The 18,034-nt window shown below is 60.3% G+C and carries 18 protein-coding genes and 2 pseudogenes; 11 read left to right on the forward strand and 9 right to left on the reverse strand.

Annotation, left to right across the window (positions count from 1 at the left end):
- On the forward strand, positions 1-590 hold a 590-nt coding region (locus HUJ28_00480), incomplete at its 5' end, for a type IV toxin-antitoxin system AbiEi family antitoxin domain-containing protein (protein ID MBD3617939.1).
- A 200-nt stretch (positions 591-790) separates the two neighbouring features.
- Here HUJ28_00480 and HUJ28_00485 read toward each other — a convergent pair.
- Positions 791-1,786: a hypothetical protein gene (locus HUJ28_00485; protein ID MBD3617940.1), complete on the reverse strand. Its 996-nt coding sequence runs from the start codon at positions 1,784-1,786 to the stop codon at positions 791-793.
- Between the two features lie 168 nt (positions 1,787-1,954).
- Here HUJ28_00485 and HUJ28_00490 point away from each other — a divergent pair.
- Positions 1,955-3,063, forward strand: a protein-coding gene (locus HUJ28_00490) for an IS3 family transposase (GenBank protein MBD3617941.1) whose coding sequence is annotated in 2 segments (ribosomal slippage) — positions 1,955-2,198 and positions 2,198-3,063 — 1,110 coding nt in all. Because the reading frame shifts where the segments join, the coding sequence is not laid out codon by codon here.
- A 543-nt stretch (positions 3,064-3,606) separates the two neighbouring features.
- Positions 3,607-5,931 (forward strand): heavy metal translocating P-type ATPase, encoded by a 2,325-nt coding sequence (locus HUJ28_00495; GenBank protein ID MBD3617942.1) that lies wholly within the window; start codon positions 3,607-3,609, stop codon positions 5,929-5,931.
- A gap of 153 nt (positions 5,932-6,084) precedes the next feature.
- On the opposite strand, the gene cadR is transcribed toward HUJ28_00495, so the two are convergent.
- Positions 6,085-6,492, reverse strand: a complete 408-nt coding sequence (cadR, locus tag HUJ28_00500) for a Cd(II)/Pb(II)-responsive transcriptional regulator (GenBank protein MBD3617943.1) — start codon at positions 6,490-6,492, stop codon at positions 6,085-6,087.
- Between the two features lie 95 nt (positions 6,493-6,587).
- On the opposite strand from cadR, the gene HUJ28_00505 reads away from it, so the two are divergent.
- Positions 6,588-7,484, forward strand: a complete 897-nt coding sequence (locus HUJ28_00505) for a cation transporter (GenBank protein MBD3617944.1) — start codon at positions 6,588-6,590, stop codon at positions 7,482-7,484.
- Between the two features lie 3 nt (positions 7,485-7,487).
- Positions 7,488-7,688: pseudogene (locus HUJ28_00510) on the forward strand (signal peptidase II).
- On the opposite strand, the pseudogene purT reads toward HUJ28_00510, so the two are convergent.
- Positions 7,685-8,410, reverse strand: a pseudogene (purT, locus tag HUJ28_00515) (formate-dependent phosphoribosylglycinamide formyltransferase). The pseudogenes HUJ28_00510 and purT overlap by 4 nt on opposite strands.
- Before the next feature lie 141 nt (positions 8,411-8,551).
- On the opposite strand from purT, the gene tcdA reads away from it, so the two are divergent.
- Entirely contained in the window at positions 8,552-9,355 is an 804-nt protein-coding gene (gene tcdA / locus HUJ28_00520; protein ID MBD3617945.1) for a tRNA cyclic N6-threonylcarbamoyladenosine(37) synthase TcdA, read from the forward strand.
- 31 nt (positions 9,356-9,386) lie between these two features.
- Here tcdA and HUJ28_00525 read toward each other — a convergent pair whose 3' ends face one another.
- The 4 genes from HUJ28_00525 to HUJ28_00540 all read right to left on the reverse strand — a co-directional run bounded on the left by HUJ28_00525 (position 9,387) and on the right by HUJ28_00540 (position 12,460).
- Complete coding sequence (locus HUJ28_00525; GenBank protein ID MBD3617946.1) at positions 9,387-10,043, reverse strand: NAD-binding protein; 657 nt, start codon at positions 10,041-10,043, stop codon at positions 9,387-9,389.
- Positions 10,040-11,422 carry a TrkH family potassium uptake protein gene (locus tag HUJ28_00530; protein ID MBD3617947.1) on the reverse strand — a complete coding sequence of 461 codons (1,383 nt, stop codon included), beginning with the start codon at positions 11,420-11,422 and terminating at the stop codon, positions 10,040-10,042. The genes HUJ28_00525 and HUJ28_00530 overlap by 4 nt, the downstream gene beginning before the upstream one ends.
- A gap of 176 nt (positions 11,423-11,598) precedes the next feature.
- Positions 11,599-12,183: a hypothetical protein gene (locus tag HUJ28_00535; GenBank protein MBD3617948.1), complete on the reverse strand. Its 585-nt coding sequence runs from the start codon at positions 12,181-12,183 to the stop codon at positions 11,599-11,601.
- Between the two features lie 7 nt (positions 12,184-12,190).
- Complete coding sequence (locus HUJ28_00540) at positions 12,191-12,460, reverse strand: DUF211 domain-containing protein (protein MBD3617949.1); 270 nt, start codon at positions 12,458-12,460, stop codon at positions 12,191-12,193.
- A 118-nt stretch (positions 12,461-12,578) separates the two neighbouring features.
- Here HUJ28_00540 and HUJ28_00545 point away from each other — a divergent pair, with 118 nt between their 5' ends.
- Positions 12,579-13,625 (forward strand): YeeE/YedE family protein, encoded by a 1,047-nt coding sequence (locus HUJ28_00545; protein ID MBD3617950.1) that lies wholly within the window; start codon positions 12,579-12,581, stop codon positions 13,623-13,625.
- Between the two features lies 1 nt (position 13,626).
- Positions 13,627-14,400, forward strand: a complete 774-nt coding sequence (locus HUJ28_00550) for a zinc-dependent peptidase (protein ID MBD3617951.1) — start codon at positions 13,627-13,629, stop codon at positions 14,398-14,400.
- Between the two features lie 18 nt (positions 14,401-14,418).
- On the opposite strand, the gene HUJ28_00555 is transcribed toward HUJ28_00550, so the two are convergent.
- Complete coding sequence (locus HUJ28_00555) at positions 14,419-14,751, reverse strand: SET domain-containing protein-lysine N-methyltransferase (protein MBD3617952.1); 333 nt, start codon at positions 14,749-14,751, stop codon at positions 14,419-14,421.
- Positions 14,752-14,942: 191 nt separating this feature from the next.
- Here HUJ28_00555 and HUJ28_00560 point away from each other — a divergent pair, with 191 nt between their 5' ends.
- Genes HUJ28_00560 through HUJ28_00570 form a run of 3 tightly spaced genes read left to right on the forward strand, consistent with a single transcriptional unit; the run spans position 14,943 to position 17,168 of the window.
- A complete protein-coding gene (locus HUJ28_00560; protein ID MBD3617953.1) occupies positions 14,943-15,215 on the forward strand; it encodes a DUF2288 domain-containing protein in 273 nt (90 codons plus the stop codon).
- A 6-nt stretch (positions 15,216-15,221) separates the two neighbouring features.
- Complete coding sequence (locus HUJ28_00565; GenBank protein ID MBD3617954.1) at positions 15,222-16,412, forward strand: iron-containing alcohol dehydrogenase; 1,191 nt, start codon at positions 15,222-15,224, stop codon at positions 16,410-16,412.
- A gap of 6 nt (positions 16,413-16,418) precedes the next feature.
- Complete coding sequence (locus HUJ28_00570) at positions 16,419-17,168, forward strand: methyltransferase domain-containing protein (protein ID MBD3617955.1); 750 nt, start codon at positions 16,419-16,421, stop codon at positions 17,166-17,168.
- A 347-nt stretch (positions 17,169-17,515) separates the two neighbouring features.
- Here HUJ28_00570 and HUJ28_00575 read toward each other — a convergent pair whose 3' ends face one another.
- The gene (locus HUJ28_00575; protein ID MBD3617956.1) at positions 17,516-17,995 is read right to left on the reverse strand and encodes a MarR family transcriptional regulator; all 480 of its coding nucleotides are present in this window, start codon (positions 17,993-17,995) and stop codon (positions 17,516-17,518) included.
- Between the last annotated feature and the right edge of the window lie 39 nt (positions 17,996-18,034).

Below are 18,034 nucleotides of genomic sequence, written 5' to 3' on the forward strand. Positions count from 1 at the left end.
ACTATCTTGCAGGTGTATATGCTTTGCAATCACAGCTTGGCCTGTCTGTTCACCCAGGAGGGAAGACGGCCTTATCACTTCAGGGTAAATCTCATTATTTAGAAGTATCTGCCAAACGAGCCCAACTCTTTGGAAGTGCACATGAAAACCTGCCTAGTTGGTTTAGAAAATACGACTGGGGGTTAGAGCTAAAAACCACGCTTTCTTCATTCTTGCCTCCAGATATAGGCCTAATAGACTTTGAGCACAAAGGGTTTAAAGTAAGAGTCTCTAGTCCAGCTAGAGCTATACTTGAGTGTTTATATCAGGCTCCCCAGAAGCAGCCTTTATTAGAAGTTTATGAACTAATGGAGGGATTGAATAATTTAAGGCCAGCAATCGTAAACAAGTTACTAATGAATTGCACCTCAGTAAAAGTGAAGCGTTTATTCTTGTATATGGCTGAAAAAGCTGGTCATGCCTGGTTTGATTATATAAAAATAGATGAGCTGGATTTAGGGCGTGGTAAACGTAGTATCGTTAAAAATGGTGTATATGTACCGAAATATAGAATAACTGTTCGCAAGGAAATGGAAGAAAATAATCGATAGTGGGTATAAGAAACAAGTAAAGTGCTCTTGGAAGTTCTACCGGGGGTTGCAAAGGAAAATTGTTTTGCAATGCCCAGCGGCGATATGGTTACAATGACGATGTATCACCAGTCGAGTTTGAAAAGACTATTTTATGAAGCTTAAAGGTATATAGAAAACTCGGGGCGATTTATTTTGTGGGTATCGTAAAACTTCGAAACTTAATCACGAGTTTCCTGAGTAGTGATCCTTTCTGCTAGCTTACATCCAGTATAAAGAGCCCACTTCTTCTGTAAGTATGAGCACTCTTCGAAGCCTGTGGTATGAATGGCATATCTCAGCTGGGCAATGAAAAGCTGCTTTGGGCAGTGATTACCCTGTAGGTACTCAACCATATAACTTCTCAATAGCTTTAGGGTTTTAAGAGTTCTATGGAATTTTTTTGAGTAATTATCCAGTATCGGTTCTGATTTGATTGAGTCAATTTGAGACATCCAATCTGAGATCTTGCAGGCCTCAATTAAATCTTGTTCAGACTCTAGTGGAGTGAAAATATACAGGAGATCATTTTCAAGTTTTACTAGATCCTTGATTACATGACCTCTGTGAGTATGAAAAAAGTCTAATAACCAGACATTTTCCTTGGTATCAATTAGCGCATTAGCACCGTTTAGATCCCCATGAAGAAAGGCAACAGGTATATCCTGGGGTTCTTCTTTCAGGTCCTGCAGGAATCCTGAATAAAAGTTCACCACATTAGGGGCCTTTAACTCAGGTAGGATTTCTATTTCTGTGTCGCTATAACTATGGCTTAGAGCTTTAGCTTTACGTTCAACACTTCCAGCCCACTTTGGACTAAACTCATAGTATTCCAAGAGCTTGATAGGCTCGATTTGTGCTGCTCGATAAAACTTTCCTAATTGCTTAGTAAAGATATCGTCCAGACTTTGTTGTATCTTATTGAATTCAACACCATCCATGTACATGCTCTGAAGTGTCTTAACTTTGCCACCATCCATACTGGCATAGCGGTATTTGATTGCCCCTCTATCCTGGAAGTCAGCAAAGTCAGTTACTCTTGGGGCGTTGTTGCCAAGGATATGCTCTACTTTTTCAAAGGCGGTCCGTTCTCGGGCTATCTCATCGCGTGGGCCAATCTTAAGGACATGTGGCGCTTGCTCATGACCGTACTGATCAACACTCGTACAACCCAGCACAAGGTTTCCTGAAAATCCGCCATCTAGGACTTTGAGTTCTACTCTTTGAGAGTCTCTGAATAAATACTTGATGAGTTCTATATCTTCGTCAGAAGCATTTGTCCACTTCCCCTAAACTGAGACAGATTTAATTAGAGTTTTCTGCGATAGTAATAGCAGGAGACGACTATGAAAAAATCACGATTCACAGAAACGCAGATCATCGCAATCCTGAAAGAAGCCGATGCCGGCATGAAGGTCGAGGATATCTGCCGAAAACACGGTATTAGTAATGCCACCTATTACAACTGGAAATCCAAGTATGGTGGTATGGAAGCGTCCGATATCAAGCGTATTAAAGAGCTCGAGGAAGAAAACGCGAAGCTGAAAAAGCTGTTCGCCGACGTCAGTCTTGAGAACCATGCGATGAAGGAATTATTCGCAAAAAAGGGTTGGTGACAGCAGATAAAAAAGACTGCGCTAAAACGTTAGTTGACGCAGGCCTGAGTATTGTAAAAGCATGTATTCTAACGGATTTGAGCCGTTCTAGCTTTTATCGGGTTGAGCGTGACTGGCGTAAAGCTGATGCTGCTGTCATTGATGCCATTAATGCGGTTTTAGAAAAATCGCCCCAAGCAGGCTTCTGGAAGTGTGCTGGGCGAATTAAATTTAAAGGGTATCCGTTTAATCACAAGCGTATTTATCGCGTGTATTGCCGAATGGGATTGAACTTAAAGCGCCGCGTGAAACGGGTACTGCCAAAACGTCAAGCCCAGCCGCTGAAAGTGGTTGACCAACCTAATCATCAATGGGCGCTAGATTTTATGCACGACACCCTTTATTGCGGTAAGCGTTACCGAACATTGAATGTGTTGGACGAAGGCACACGGGAATGCCTGGCGATTGAAGTGGATACATCGTTGCCAGCAGAGCGTGTTGTTCGTGCGTTAGAACAGTTAAAGACAGAACGAGGGCTACCGATGCAACTTCGTGTTGATAATGGCCCCGAACTCATATCAGCTCGCCTGACAGACTGGTGCGAAGAGCATGGTATTAAACTGGTTTATATCCAACCAGGAAAGCCGCAACAAAACGGCTTCGTCGAACGGTTTAATGGCTCGTTCCGACGAGAGTTCCTGAACGCTTATTTGTTTGAATCACTGAGCCAAGTTCGTGAAATGGCTTGGTTCTGGCGGTTGGATTATAACGATGAACGAACCCATGAAAGTCTTGGCAATTTACCGCCGACGGCTTACCGGGAAAAACTGGAGAACTCTAGTTTAGAACTGTGTCATTAATGGGGAAGTGGACACTTCTACTAGCGCATTCCAAGATTTTCTCGGGCAGTCACCTCTAGTTGTGAGGTTATATGAGTTTAATGAGATAGAGCAGCGAGAAATTTTCAATCACCATGTGCCGGGTGAAGACTTTACAGCGTTTCAGTCTGAAGTTAATCGATTTGACCTAGACGCGTTGCTTCCAAATCCCCAGTTTTTACTTCATCTTCTACGATGAGAATCTTCATCGTTCCACTCCGCTCTACAGTTCAGGCCAAGGAAGCCAGTCCATTTCATTGTCGTCAATATCAATTTTATAGTCTGAAATCTGACCAGAAAATGACCAGAAAATGACAAATATGTAATGTTGGTGGCCGGAAGCTAGGTTATATCGGTGAGAAAAGCGTTGTTCGCATAACATGACTAAAATGTAATGCTTGCGGGAGCAGCCTGGTCATCTTTAACTAATAAGTTTATGATATCATGATTCATGTAATCTCCTCCTTTAAGAAGCCGCAAAAAACGCGGCGCAAACTGCCTGCTTATTTGAAAAGGTGCTTATCCATGGTTCACGATAATTCTGAGTCTCATTGTCATCACCATACACCCTCCCACACGGGCTCAGGGCTTACAGACCCGGTCTGCGGCATGGGTGTAACGGCAGACTCTGCCCAGCATGTTGAGCATGCGGGTAAAACTTACTACTTCTGCAGCACCAAATGCATGAATAGATTCCAGCATGACCCTGAGAAGTTTCTTTCACCAACCCCGCCACCTCCCTCGGAAGCGGTCAAAGGCACAATTTATACGTGCCCGATGCATCCGGAAATACGTCAGGACAACCCCGGAACCTGCCCTAAATGCGGCATGGCACTTGAACCCCTGATGCCCAGTCTGGAAGATGACAATCCCGAGCTGGACGATTTTTCCAGGCGATTCTGGTGGACATTGCCTTTTACCGTCATTGTCACGGTGCTTGCCATGTTTGGGCCACAGCTTGGCTGGTTCGAGATGGCGACGCAAACGTGGATAGAGCTTGTACTGTCGCTTCCCGTGGTGCTGTGGGCCGGACAGCCGTTCTTCGTACGGGGTTGGCAATCAGTGGTCAACCGCAGTCCCAACATGTGGACGCTCATCGGCTTGGGTACCGGTGCCGCCTTCGTCTACAGCTCGCTGGCAACCGTAGCTCCCGGTATATTTCCGGAAACATTCATGTCCATGGGGCGTGTGGCGGTTTATTTCGAAGCCGCAGTGGTGATCATTTCCCTTACGCTGTTTGGTCAGGTGCTGGAGCTTCGCGCGCGTTCCCAGACATCCGCTGCCGTCCGGTCATTGCTCGGTCTGGCGCCCAAGACGGCCCGCCGTATCAATGCAGACGGAACAGAAGAAGATGTACCGCTGACGCATGTGCATGAAGGTGATCGTTTACGCGTACGTCCCGGTGAGAAAGTTCCTGTCGATGGCATTGTTGAAGAGGGTGCAAGTTCTCTCGATGAATCCATGTTGACTGGTGAATCGTTACCCATCAGCAAGCGCCCGGGTGACAAGGTCATAGGGGCAACGATGAACACCTCTGGTGCACTTGTGATCCGGGCGGAGAAAGTCGGCTCGGCCACTGTGTTGTCACAAATTGTCCAGTTGGTGGCTCAGGCCCAACGCTCTCGGGCGCCGATGCAACGGATGGCTGATTTGGTGGCGGGTTACTTTGTCATGGCGGTGGTAGCCATCGCCATCCTCACCTTGGTCGTGTGGGGCATGTTCGGCCCGCAGCCAAGCTGGGTCTATGGCCTGATCAATGCGGTCGCTGTTCTGATCATCGCTTGCCCTTGTGCGTTGGGGCTCGCAACGCCCATGTCAGTCATGGTTGCTACCGGACGAGGCGCAACCCAGGGTGTTCTGTTTCGTGATGCAGCAGCAATAGAAAATCTGCGCAAAGTCGATACGCTCATCGTAGACAAGACCGGCACCTTGACAGAAGGCCGACCCGCATTCGATCAGGCTGTTTCCGCTGGCGAGTTGGACGCCGATGAAATCTTGCGCCTGGCTGCCAGCCTCGATCAAGGCAGCGAGCATCCTTTGGCTGACGCTATTGTCAGCGCTGCGCACGAACGTAATTTGGTGCTCAGCCCAGTGGACGACTTTGACTCGGGTAGCGGCATAGGCGTACGGGGCAAGGTTGAAGGCAAAATACTGCTGTTGGGCAACACTGCGTTCATGCAGCAGGATAACGTCAATGTTGATGGCCTGGCTGCCACCGCTGAGGGATGGAGGATAAAGGGTGCGAGTGTGATGTACCTGGCGGTTGACGGCACACTGGTCGGCCTACTCGCCGTTTCCGACCCCATCAAACAGAGCACCCCTGAAGCGGTACAGGCGCTCAAGGCCGCGGGAATCAGGGTCATCATGGCTACTGGTGACGGTATTTCAACGGCAAAAGCGGTCGCCGAACAACTAGGCATAGACGAAGTTCATGGCGAAGTGAAACCGGCCGACAAGCTGAATCTGGTTGATAAGCTTCAATCAGAAGGTTGCATCGTTGCGATGGCGGGCGACGGCATCAACGATGCCCCGGCACTGGCCAAGGCGAATGTCGGTATCGCTATGGGAACCGGGACGGACGTAGCGATGAACAGTGCGCAAATCACCTTGGTAAAAGGAGACCTGCGGGGTATCTCGATTGCCCGGGACCTGTCAAACAAGACTGTTCTCAATATGAAGCAGAACCTTGGTTTTGCGTTCATTTATAATGCGTTAGGCGTTCCACTGGCTGCTGGCGTCCTGTACCCGTTTGCCGGGTTGCTTCTATCACCCATGTTTGCAGCCCTGGCGATGAGTCTGAGTTCAGCGTCCGTTGTATTCAACTCGCTGCGGCTTCGTGGTTCGGTTTAAGCTGGATACGTCGAGGGGGTAGCGGAAAATGGCGAGTCTCTACTCGCCATTTTTCTTCGGTTTTTCGGGTAAGGGGATTAAATGGTTGATCTTACCTTTGCATGAGAGTGAGACAGACCGGCATCTCATCGGATTATCTGGTTGATGCTTCACCTACTGCTGGTGCATGTTTCCTTCGCTAATTCCAGCAAGAACCCCACACGCCTCAACTTCCCGGTCATCGTTGCAACTCGCTCTCAGTGAAACGAGTTGTTTCTCAAGCGCTTGCAGAGCGGTTATCTGCGACCGCACATGAGAGATGTGATCATCGAGCAAGGCGTTGACGGCGGTACAAGGCTGATGAGGGTCGTCCTGATAGCTCTGTAGTTCGTGAATCTCAGCCAGTGACAGGCCCAGGATTCTGCAGCGACGGATGAAGGCCAGCCCCTCACCATGCTTCTCGGTATAGACACGGTAACCGTTGTCCTGCCGATCAGGCGGCGGCAACAAGCCCTGCTGTTCATAGAAGCGGATCGTCTGTGTATCGACCCCTACCAACTGCGCCAACTGACCAATGCGCATCAGCCTCCTCCCCAACGGATTCTTTACTCTATTGACCTTATAGTAGCTTTATAGTTTTAAATGGTACCACAACATTGTTCAAGTGGAGTCGTATCATGAGCAAATCCTGTGGTGGCGCCTGTGGCGGTGATGCAACGTCCGCAGCGGATACCGATATACAGGCCTCCTCCGAGGCGCCAGGGAGATGGGTCAGTGTTTATGCCGTGCCGAAGATGGACTGTCCATCAGAAGAACGAATGATTCGCCTAGCCCTGAACGGCTTTGAGGAGATTCGGGCGCTGTCCTTCGACTTGTCGAACCGCCGGCTGAAGGTCGTGCATGACGGCGAGGTCGAGCCCGTCACCTCGAAACTGAAGACCTTGGGGCTAGGCGCCTCGCTTCAGGAAACCGTCGCTGCAAATCCGGAGACCATCAAGGCCGCCGAGTTTTCGGCAGCTTCTGCTAAGCAAGAATCCGGGACCCTGCGCTGGTTGCTCGGCATCAATGCACTTCTGTTCGTGGTGGAAATGACTGCCGGTCTGATCGCCCAGTCCACCGGCCTGATTGGAGAATCCCTGGACAATTTTGCCGATGCGGCGGTGTACGGGCTTGCCCTTTATGCGGTTGGACATAGCGTGAAAATGCAGGTACGTGCCGCGCATCTTGCTGGTGTACTGCAACTGATCTTGGCTGTGGGCGTGCTCGTAGAGGTGGTGAGACGCTTTGTATTCGGTAGTGAGCCTGAATCGCTGGTGATGATGGCTATCGCATTCGTCGCATTGATTGCCAATACCAGTTGTCTGCTGCTCATATCCAAACATCGGGAAGGCGGGGCGCACATGAAGGCAAGCTGGATATTCTCGGCCAACGACGTGGTGATCAACCTGGGGGTCATCACCGCCGGCGCCCTGGTCGCGTGGACCGGTTCCAATTATCCGGATCTGATTATCGGCACCATCGCGGGGGGCATTGTACTTAACGGTGCCAGACGCATTTTGGCGTTGAAGGGTTAAATAATGCTCATTATTGGCAAAAAGCTCTCGCCGTATGCCCTATTGTCCATATCGGGCCTGCTGGCAGCGTCTGATCAGGCTGTAAAGTGGCTGGTGCAGCAATCAATGGCCTATGGCGAGTATGTTTCGGTGACCCCGTTCTTTAACTGGGTGCACCTATGGAACACCGGTGCCGCATTCAGTCTTTTTGCGAATGGTGGAGGCTGCCAGCTCTCGACGTAGTCGCCCTTCTCCTGGCGATGACCGATGGGTGCGCAGAAGGCCGTCTCGATCTCGCCATCGGCACCCAGGGCGCGCACGGTGAGCTGGGTGATCTCGTAGTCGAAGTCGATCATTTCCTCCACGATCACGCGGCCGCGGTTCACGCGCCCGCCGCTCATGGCGTAGTCCCAGGCCGCCTGCACGTCGTCCGGGCCCTGGATGGTGGACTGGCCCTTTCCGGAGGAGGACATCACCGGCTTGACGATGCAGGGATAGCCGATGCCGGCATCGATGGCCTGCTGCAGTTCGACCAGGCTCTCGGCGAAGGCGTAACGCGAGGTGGGCAGACCCAGCTCCTCGGCGGCGAGCCGGCGGATGCCCTCGCGGTTCATGGTGAGCTGGGTGGCGCGCGCCGTGGGGATGACCTCGGCCAGGCCCTCGGCCTCGATCTCGGCCAGCATGTCGGTGGCGATTGCCTCGATCTCGGGGACGATCAGGGCCGGGCGCTCCTGTTCCACCAGCGCCTTCAGCGCGGCCGGGTCGGCCATGTCGATCACATGTGCGCGGTGCGCGACCTGGTGGCCCGGGGCATCGGGGTAGCGGTCCACCGCGATCACCTCCACGCCCAGGCGCTGCAGGGCGATGATCACTTCCTTGCCGAGTTCGCCGCTGCCGAGCAGCATCACGCGGGTGGCGGTGGGGGAGAGCGGGGTTCCGATGCGCATGGTCGACTCCGGTACAGGGGGGGAGAGATGCGGCCATTCTAGCAGGATGTCCCTGTCCCGCCTGCTGCCACAGATGGCATCGGCGGATGCCGCGCAAGCCGGTAGAATGGCGACAGGCCCATTGCGCGGAAACGGCATCCCATGAGCAGCTGCGACATCGACGAACGCTTCGGCGGCATCCGCCGCGTCTACGGCGACGCGGGGGCCCGGCTGATCCGCGAACTGCACGTCTGCGTGGTGGGGCTGGGCGGCGTCGGCTCCTGGGCGGTGGAGGCGCTGGTACGCTCCGGCGTGGGCCGGCTCACCCTGATCGACCACGACGAGGTCTGTCTCACCAACATCAACCGCCAGCTGCACGCGCTCACCAGCACGGTCGGCCAGTCCAAGGGCGCGGTGCTGGCCGCGCGGGTGGCCGACATCAACCCGGACTGCGCGGTGACCGTCATCGACGACTTCCTCACCCTGCAGACGCTGGAGGACTACCTCGCCCGCGACTACGACTACGTGCTCGACGCCATCGACAGCATCAAGTTCAAGGCGGCGATGATCGCCTGGTGCAAGCGCCGCAAGCTGCCCATCGTCACCACCGGCGGCGCCGGCGGCATGACCGATCCCGGCATGATCCAGGTCGCCGACCTGTGGAAGACCTACAACGACCCGCTGGCCGCCAAGGTGCGCGCCAGCCTGAAGAAGAACCACGGGTTCACCACCAAACCCGGCAGGTCCTTCGGCGTGGAGTGCGTGTTCTCCTCGCAGCAGCCGGTGTACCCCAGGGCCGACGGCACGGTCAGTCACGAGAAGCCCGGCATCCACGGCGTATCGCTGGACTGCCGCTTCGGCTACGGCGCGGCCAGCGTGGTCACGCCCGTGTTCGGCTTCATGGCCGCCTCGCGGGTGATCAACCGTAGCCTGGAGCGGGCACGACGACATCACTGTCACGACTGAGACACCCAGTGCCCGCTGCCATCCTGGCACCTCAGGCGCCGTTGTGCGGCCCGAAGCGTTCGACCAGTGTCGCGAGCTCGCGGCTATGGGTGATGAGCAGCACCTCGTCGTCGACCTTGAGCCGGGTGTCCTCCGCCGGCAGCAGGAATTCGTCCCCGCGATAGATGCAGACCACGCGCGTGTCCGCCGGCAGCGACAGCTCGGCCAGGGACACGGCGTCCTCCTCGTCGGCGACGAAGGTGAACACGCGGGCATCGTGCTTGATCATGGCCGAGAGCTCGAGCATGTCCTGGCCGCTGACCTTGTCGGCGAGATAACGCGCGATGGTGCGCGAGGGGATGATGGTGTCCTCCAGGCCGAGTTCCAGGCAGACGTGCTCGAAGGCCGGGTTCTCGATGCGGGTGACCTGCCGCTCGAAACCCAGCGAGCGGCCGACCAGCGCGGTGAGGATATTGGTCTGGTCGTTGTCGGTAAGGCAGAACAGGAACTGCGTCTTCTTCGGATTGGTCTCGCCCAGGATGGCGGGCGTGCTGCCATCACCGTGCACGAAACCGCAGTCCAGTTCCCCGGACAGTTCCTCGATGCGCTCCCGGTCCCGCTCGACGATGATGACCTCGTGGCCGCGCCTGAGCAGAATGCGCGCAGTCATCACTGCCAGTGCGCCGGCGCCGACGAATACCGCTCTCATGATGCATACCTCCGTCCGATCCAGGTGCCAGGCGACAGCGCCACCAGCAGGGCGACGACCTCGACGCGTCCGGCCAGCATGTCGAAGCAGAGCACGAGCTTGAGCAGGGTCGGTAGCCCGGTAGTGGTCAGTCCGGTACTCAGGCCCACCGTGCCCGTGGCCGAGATGACCTCGAACAGCGAGGCCATAGGCGGCATGCCGTGGGCGAGGAAGACCAGCCAGGACAGTAGCACGGTGAGCACGAACAGCACCGCCACCATCAGGGCATTGACCAGCGTCTGGTTGTCGATCGGGTTGCCGAACAGTCTCGGCGTGGCCACGGCGTGCGCACCCATGCCGGCGCGCCGGATCGTGATCTGGATGATGCGAAAGATGATCAGCAGGTGCAGCAGCTTGATGCCACCGGCCGTGGAGCCGGCGCTGCCACCGACGAGCATCTGCGTCATCAATACGCCCAGACCGAAGTCATTGAGCGCAGCGGGCGCCAGCGAGGCGAAGCCCGCGGTGGTCTGGGCCGATAGCGAGAGCAGCAGGGCCTCGCGCGCGGCGACCGGAAGTGCCAGGCCCTGCTGCCAGTAGAGCGTCGCGAACAACAGCAGCGCACCGAGCCCCACGGCGCCGAGCAGCCAGAGCCACTCGGTGTCGACCCGCAGGCGTGAGGCCTTCTCCCGGAACACGGTGTAGTACAGGGGCAGGGTGATGGCGCCGAGCAGCGAGAAACCGAGCACCGCGAAGGCGAAGTGGCTACCCGTGCTGGCGAGACTGTCGGCATGACTGGAAAAGCCACCGGTGGAGACGGCAGCTAGGGCGTGGAGCAGTGCCTGGCGGAAGTCGCCGCCGATGAGCCAGAGCAGGCCGATGGCCAGCGCGGTGAGCACGAGGTACACCTGCAGCACGCGGCGGGCATGCAGGCGGGTGGTGGTGACGAAGGAGTCCGTCGACTTGGCCTCGATCAGTCGCCGGACCACGGCAGACTGGTGCATGAGCAGGGCGATGGAGAGCACCGCGATGCCCAGTCCCCCGTACCATTGCATCCAGGCACGGGCGAAGAGGAAGGTGCGGCTGCGGGACTCCGGTTCCGGGACCATGGAGAGCCCGGTGGTGGTAGCGGCCGAGACGGCCTCGAACAGCGCGTCGACCACACCCAGGCCGGACGAGGCCTGCAGGGGAAAGAGCATCACCAGCGGGGCGAGCAGGAAGGCCAGGGCCGTCACGCTCAGGGCCTCGTTGGCCTGCACGCCGGACGGGTCCGGCAGTCGTGACAGCGGCCAGGATAAACCGAGCAGGCCGACGATCACCACGGCATAACGCCAGGTGACGGCATAGTCGCCGAAGAGGATCGAGGCGATGAGCGGCGCCGCGGTCAGCAGTGCGAGCATCAGGCCGAGTTCGCCCAGGAAACGCGCGACCACGCGGGGACGGGCGGCGTAGCTCAGGGCGTCGGCGTGTCGCATGGCTCAGGCCCTTCCCGTAGACGGCCGCCCCGGGGCCATCAGGCCGGAGAGGGTCGTCGCCACGTCCTGGCCGGGCTGATCGATCCTGGGTGCGCTGGGGCTCATAGGGCGCCGATCCCCAGGATGATGCCGGCCGTGACCAGGGCAATCACCAGGGTGACGAGCCCCGAGGCCAGCCAGAAGCGGCCGCCCACGTGGCCGAGGAACACGCCGAGCAGGAAGAGGATGCCGAAGGCGGTGGCGATGGCCAGTTCCAGCGGCGGCAACGGCAGGGCGATGCCTGCCTGGGCCAGCCACAGGGGGGTGAGGATGGCCAGGGCGATGAGCAGCGGGGCCAGGCCGTTGGCCGCGGCCACCAGCCAGGGCACCACGCGCGCGGCATGGGCGTGGGCGCTGTCCTCGAGGTCGGAGACCATGGCGCCACGCAGCTCGTTCAGTGCCTTGCGCTGCTCGGCCGATTCGCTGATGTAGGCCGAGGACAGGCCGCTGACCGTGAGCGCCACGGCAGTGCCGATGCAGGCGTTGATGACGGTGGCGAGCGTCTCCCCGCCGGAGATGTAGAAGCCGAACAGAAGACCGAGCAGGGCGAGCGCGCCGTCGAAGCCGTTGACCACGAAATAGCGCCGCACGATGGCCTGCGAGCCGGTGATGCGCAGCAGCAGCGAGAGGCGGGCGGCGGGATGCATGGTGCGCCTAGGCGGCGTTGTCGTCGTTGACGATGTCCACCTGGTCGATGCTGTGCAGCGAGGCGCCCATGGCGGCCACCGCCTCGACCAGTGGGGGCAGGTCGATGTCGGCCCCCTGCAGGGCCACGGCGATGGTCTGGGTCTTGTCGTCCACCTCGAGCACGTCCAGCGAGACCTGCAGGCCGGGGGCGATGCCGGCCAGGTGGCGGGCGAACTCGACCACGTCCGGGTCGTGGGGCTTGAGGATGTCGAGGACCACGCGGGTGATGCGAAGCATGGGGCGGCGTTCCTTCTGGTTGTGCGTTATGGTGTGCTCAGTCTGGCGCAGGTCGCGTCGCCGGACACTGTCCATAGTCAACTATAGGCCGAATCGGCAGGCCACACGGGAGCGGAGCATGGAAGAGGCGGGTATCGACTGGCTGGTCACGGGCGGGCTCGCGATCGGCGCCCTGTTCGGCGTGATCGTGCAGCGCTATCGCTTCTGCGTCGTCGCCGCGGTGGGCAACAGCCTGCTGATCCGCGACCACCGCCAGCTGCTGGCCTTCGCGCTGGCCTGGGCCGTGGCCATCGGCGGCACGGCCGCGCTGGAACTCAACGGCACGGTGGACATCGCCCAGGCCAGCTACCGCAACGGGCGGCTGGACTGGCTGGGCGCGTCGTTCGGCGGCCTGGTGTTCGGGATCGGCGCCACGCTGGCCGGGGGTTGCGCCATCCGCACCCTCACGCGCACGGCCGAGGGCAATCTCAACGGCCTGCTGGCGCTGATCGTCTTCGCCCTCGCCGCCGGCATCACCCAGTTCGGCATCCTCGCGGGGCCGCGCATCGGTCTGGCGGCCGCCACGCAGCTCAGCCTGCCCGGCAATGATGCCAGCCTGGCCGCTGTCACCGGCCTGGACCCGACCCTGGTGGCGGTGCTCGTGGTCCTGGCCCTGCTCGTCCTCGCCGTCTGGCTGTACCGGCGCACGCGCGAGCCGGCCATGCTGCTGGCGGGCGCCCTGGTCGGCGGTGGTGTGGTGGCCGGCTGGTACGTCACGGGGCGTCTCGCGCAGGACCCGTTCTTCCCGACCCCGCCGGGCGGCGTGACGGTCTCCGGGCCGCTGGCGCGGCTGAGCAACCTCGTCACCGCCGGCGACCTGCCGCTGTTCTCCTTCGCCATGGCCTTCGTCATCGGCGTGCTGGTCGCGGCCTTCCTCTATGCGCTGCTCACCCGGCGCTTTCACATCGTGCACGTGCGCGGCGAGTCGGTGCCGCGCATCGTCGTCGGCGCGGCGCTGATGGGTGTCGGCGCGACCTTCGCCGCCGGCTGCAACATCGGTCAGGGCCTTTCCGGTGTCTCCACGCTGTCGGTGGAGTCGCTGCTCGCGGTGACGGGCATCGTGCTCGGCATCGGGCTCGCCGTGGCCTGGCTCGACCGGCGCGAATCGCGCGCGGGACGGCGCTGAGATGTTCGCCTGGTGGCGGCGCCGGCGCCGCGAACGGCTGCTGCGGGCCCATCGCCTGCCCGCCTCGCAGTTCGGTGCCGCCATCGCGCCGCTGCCCTTCTGCCGCGGGCTGGATGCCGCCGGGCAGGAGCGCCTACGCGACCTCGTCTCGCTGTTCCTCGTCGAGAAGTTCTTCGAGCCGGTGGAGGGCTTCGTCTGCACCGAGGCCGACCGCCTGGCCATCGCCGTGCAGGCCTGCCTGCCCATCCTCGAGCTGGACTTCGACTGGTACGACGACTGGGTGAGCGTGGTGGTCTATCCGAACGAGTTCCTGGTGGACTACGAGGAGATGGACGAGGCGGGTGTGGTGCATGCCGGGCGCGATCTGCGTATCGGCGAGGCCTGGGACTATGGCCCGCTGGTGCTCTCGCTGGCGGATGTCCATGCCTCCACGCAGCGCGATCATCACGCGGATGGCTACAACGTGGTGATCCACGAGTGCGCGCACAAGCTCGACATGTGCAACGGCGACGCCAACGGCTTCCCGCCCCTGCATCATGGCATGTCGCGCCGTGCCTGGACCGAGGCCTTCACCACGGCCTTCGAGGACATGAACCGGCGCCTGGACGCCGGCGAGGAGACGCCGCTCGATCCCTATGCGGCGGAATCTCCGGCCGAGTGTTTTGCGGTGTTCAGCGAGTATTTCTTCGTCGCGCCGCGGGTATTGAGCGCGGTCTATCCGGCCGTGTATGAACAGCTGCGACAGTTCTACCGGCAGGACCCGGGCCGCCGCTGAGCGAGGGCCAAGGTTCGCTCAGTCGGGCTCGAACTCGTCGCCGTAGTGGATGGTGATCTCCTGGTCCGGCGCGATGGCCTCGATGGCGTAGAGCTCGAAGCCCTGGAATTCCGCGCAGGGATTCTCGTGGTGATTGATGTAGCGCAGCAGGTTCTGCCCGTCGCGACCGATCCAGTCACCGTCGTCCGTCTCCGCCCACAGCACGTGCATGCCGTTATCCTCGGTCTCTGGCCCGTCGTATTCGCCGAGATAGCTGCCGGCCTCGATGGTGACGCGGGCGAACAGGCCCTTGCCGTGGATGCCGGAATCGGCCACGTAGAAGAGCAGATCGAGATCCTGTGAATGACCCATGGAATGGTCTTGCCGGTGTGGGTGAGTCGCAGAGCTTAATCAAGCGCCTGGCAGGGCGCAAATGGCGACTGGCGGCGGGCCGCTGGCGCATGGTTTATACTGCCCGCTTTTCGCCTTGCCAATCACATCCTGTCATGAATGATCCCGTGAACGAATCCGTCGAGAAACTGCGCGAGGACCTGCGTACCGAGATGGCGCAGCAGACCGCCAAGCTCGGCTGGGACGAACTGCAGCGCCACTTCGCCCGCGGCGTGGTGGTCTGCATCGCGCCCGAGCTCGACCTGGTGGACGTGGCCGCGCGTTTCATCGCCGACGACAAGGCCTTCGTCGAATCCTGCCTGGCGAACGGCCAGATCACCCGATCCACCACCGACGACGCCGCGCGCTGGCACGCGATCGACGCCAACTTCTGGGCCGTGGTCGCCGCGCCCTGGGTGCTGGTGCAGGAATACACGGAAAACTGATCCCGCATGTCCATCGCCCCGTTCAGCATCGCCCGCCTGCCGCGTATCGAATTCGGCATGGGCGTGGTCGACAGACTCCCCGGACTGATCGCGCCGTATGGCAGGCATGTGCTGCTCGTGACCGGCGCACGCTCCTTCACCGGGACGCCACACTGGGGGCGGCTGCTCGATGCCCTGGGTGCGGCCGGCATCCAGTGGGCGCACAACCGGGTGGCCGGCGAACCCTCGCCGCAGTACGTGGATGACACGGTGAGCGCCTATGCCGATGCGGGCATCGACGTGGTCGTGGGCATCGGCGGGGGCAGTGCGCTGGATGCCGCCAAGGCCATCGCCGGGCTGCTGCGGGTCGGCCGTTCGGTGATGGACTACCTCGAGGGCGTTGGCCCGGAGCTGCCCTACGCGGGGCCGGCCGTGCCGTTCATTGCCGTGCCCACCACGGCCGGCACCGGCAGCGAGGCGACGAAGAATGCGGTGCTGAGCGTGCAGGGTCCGGCAGGCTTCAAGAAGTCCTTCCGCGACGACCGGCTGGTGGCCGAATACGCCGTGGTCGATCCGTCGCTGCTCGCCTCCTGCCCGCAGGACGTCATCGCCGCCAACGGCATGGATGCGCTCACGCAGCTGCTCGAATCCTATGTCTCGCTGCGCGCCAATCCCTTCACCGATGCCCTGGCCCTGAGCGGCCTGGCCGCCGTGCGCGACGGCCTGCTCGCCTGGTACGACTATGGCGATGCCGCCGTCGGCGCGCATGCGCAGATGGCCTATGCCGCGCTCAACTCCGGCATCACCCTGGCGCAGTGCGGCCTGGGCTCCGTGCATGGCCTGGCCTCACCGCTGGGGGCGTTCCATCCCATACCGCACGGTGTCGTCTGTGGCACCCTGGTCGCCGTCTGCACCGAGGCCAACATCGAGGCCATGCTCGCGCGCGAGCCGGACAACCCGGCGCTCAACCGCTACGTCGAGGTGGCGCGGTTGCTGTGCCAGCGCCACTTCGATTCGCGCGAGGCCGCCTGGGAGGGCCTGATCGCGCTGCTGGACGAGTGGACCGGGCACATGCAGCTGCCGCGACTCGGTGCGTACGGCCTGACCGACGACGGTCTCGACACGGTGGTGGCCAACGCCCGCGGCAGCAGCATGAAGACCAACCCCATCGTGCTCACCGACGCCGAACTGCGCGACTGCCTGAAAGACAGGCTCTGATCCAGCATGGCCATCCTCTGGTCGCGCCAGGTCGGTGACACGCGCTACGAGGTGCGCAGCGCCGGTCAAAGCCGCCGGCTCTACACCAACGGCGTGCTGCACAGCCAGTACAATGAACGCCAGCCCGTCACCGGCAGTGTCTGGGACCTGCTCCTGCTGCCCGCCTTCTTCCGTGATCCGAAGACGATCCGTCGCGTGCTGGTGCTGGGCGTGGGTGGTGGCGCGGTGCTGCGGCAGCTGCATCGCTTCGTCGCGCCCGACACGCTCATCGGCGTGGACATCGAAGGCGTGCATCTCGACATCGCGCGCCGGTATTTCAACGTCACGCCCGGCATCGCCACGCTGGTCGAGGCCGATGCACGCGCCTGGCTCGCGGCCTACGACGGACCGCCCTTCGATCTCGTCATCGACGACCTCTTCGGCCACGTGGACGGCGAGCCCGAGCGCGCGATCGCCATGGACACCGCCTGGGCAGGGGCCCTGCTGAAACACCTCGCGCCGCAGGGCGTGCTGGTCGCCAACTTTCCCGACCGGGCGGCGTTCAGTGCATCCGCGCTGGCGACGAACCGGCGACTGCGTGAACGCTTCGCCGCCTGTTATCGCCTCACCACCCCCATGAACCAGAACGCCGTGGCCGCCTGCCTGCGCATGCCGGCCAGCCGCGCCGACCTGCGCCGGCAGCTCGCGAAGGTGCAGGCGCTGGATACACGGCGCAAGAGCTGCCGGTTGCGGTTTCGGGTTTATCGGGAGGGGTGAGGGGCGAGGTGTCAGGCGACAGGCGGAAAGCCTATTCGCCACAGAGGGCACAGAGGGCACAGAGGGCACAGAGGGCACAGAGGGCACAGAGGGCACAGAGGGCACAGAGGGCACAGAGGGCACAGAGGGCACAGAGGGTAAAACCATATGCGTAGGAGCCGAGCCCTCTCGGCGATGACCTTCGTACCGGCACCCCATCGGCCAGAGGGCTGGCCTCCTACGGGGGCGGGAGGTGCACGTGGTGTGTGTGATCCAAGCGCGTTCTAGCCACAGAGCACACGGAGGCAGACCGGCTTGTGTTCTCCCTCTGTGATCTCTGTGCCCTCGGTGGCGAACAGACTTCCCAGCTAGATCGGTTTCATCCGGTCGCTGCTGTCGTGCACGCCCATCTCGGTGATGACGCGTGCCAGTCCGTCGGTGAGGTCGTCCAGTACTTCGTCGGGCAGCTTGACCAGGGCGCCCATGATGGCGCCCTGGCCGTGGTCGGGGGCGCGGGCGAGGACGGCCTCGCCGGCCTCGGTGAGGTAGAGGCGCACGACGCGCTGGTCGCGGCCGCTGCGGTCGCGGCGGATGAGGGCCTTTTCCTCCAGCTTGTCGAGCATGTTGCTGGCGGTGGACTGGTGCACGGAGAGGGCGCGCGACAGGTCGGAGACGCGCAGGCCCGGGGCGTTGTGCAGCTCCCATAGCGCCCACAGCTGCGCGGCGCTCACGCCGCACTGTTTCTCCACCCAGCGCGAGTGGGCCTGGATGCTGCGAAACATCACCCGCAGTTGCTGCAGTACGTCACGCATCTTTTCCTGCCGCTGTTTGTCGTTGCCCTGATCCATCTGTCCCCGCCCCGCTGAACGCCGCGCGATTATACGCGG

The sequence above is a fragment of the Chromatiales bacterium genome, assembly GCA_014762505.1.
GTDB lineage: Bacteria > Pseudomonadota > Gammaproteobacteria > SpSt-1174 > SpSt-1174 > SpSt-1174.

Excerpts from the sequence above, each read along its gene's own strand:
- HUJ28_00545 (MBD3617950.1), top strand. The coding sequence starts at position 12,579 with ATGGAAGAGGCGGGTATCGACTGGCTGGTCACGGGCGGGCTCGCGATC.
- tcdA (MBD3617945.1), top strand. The coding sequence starts at position 8,552 with ATGAGCAGCTGCGACATCGACGAACGCTTCGGCGGCATCCGCCGCGTC.
- HUJ28_00560 (MBD3617953.1), top strand. The coding sequence starts at position 14,943 with ATGGCGCAGCAGACCGCCAAGCTCGGCTGGGACGAACTGCAGCGCCAC.
- HUJ28_00540 (MBD3617949.1), bottom strand. The coding sequence starts at position 12,460 with ATGCTTCGCATCACCCGCGTGGTCCTCGACATCCTCAAGCCCCACGAC.
- HUJ28_00535 (MBD3617948.1), bottom strand. The coding sequence starts at position 12,183 with ATGCATCCCGCCGCCCGCCTCTCGCTGCTGCTGCGCATCACCGGCTCG.
- cadR (MBD3617943.1), bottom strand. The coding sequence starts at position 6,492 with ATGCGCATTGGTCAGTTGGCGCAGTTGGTAGGGGTCGATACACAGACG.
- HUJ28_00565 (MBD3617954.1), top strand. The coding sequence starts at position 15,222 with ATGTCCATCGCCCCGTTCAGCATCGCCCGCCTGCCGCGTATCGAATTC.
- HUJ28_00570 (MBD3617955.1), top strand. The coding sequence starts at position 16,419 with ATGGCCATCCTCTGGTCGCGCCAGGTCGGTGACACGCGCTACGAGGTG.
- HUJ28_00525 (MBD3617946.1), bottom strand. The coding sequence starts at position 10,043 with ATGAGAGCGGTATTCGTCGGCGCCGGCGCACTGGCAGTGATGACTGCG.
- HUJ28_00505 (MBD3617944.1), top strand. The coding sequence starts at position 6,588 with ATGAGCAAATCCTGTGGTGGCGCCTGTGGCGGTGATGCAACGTCCGCA.
- HUJ28_00495 (MBD3617942.1), top strand. The coding sequence starts at position 3,607 with ATGGTTCACGATAATTCTGAGTCTCATTGTCATCACCATACACCCTCC.
- HUJ28_00575 (MBD3617956.1), bottom strand. The coding sequence starts at position 17,995 with ATGGATCAGGGCAACGACAAACAGCGGCAGGAAAAGATGCGTGACGTA.
- HUJ28_00530 (MBD3617947.1), bottom strand. The coding sequence starts at position 11,422 with ATGCTCGCACTGCTGACCGCGGCGCCGCTCATCGCCTCGATCCTCTTC.
- HUJ28_00555 (MBD3617952.1), bottom strand. The coding sequence starts at position 14,751 with ATGGGTCATTCACAGGATCTCGATCTGCTCTTCTACGTGGCCGATTCC.
- HUJ28_00550 (MBD3617951.1), top strand. The coding sequence starts at position 13,627 with ATGTTCGCCTGGTGGCGGCGCCGGCGCCGCGAACGGCTGCTGCGGGCC.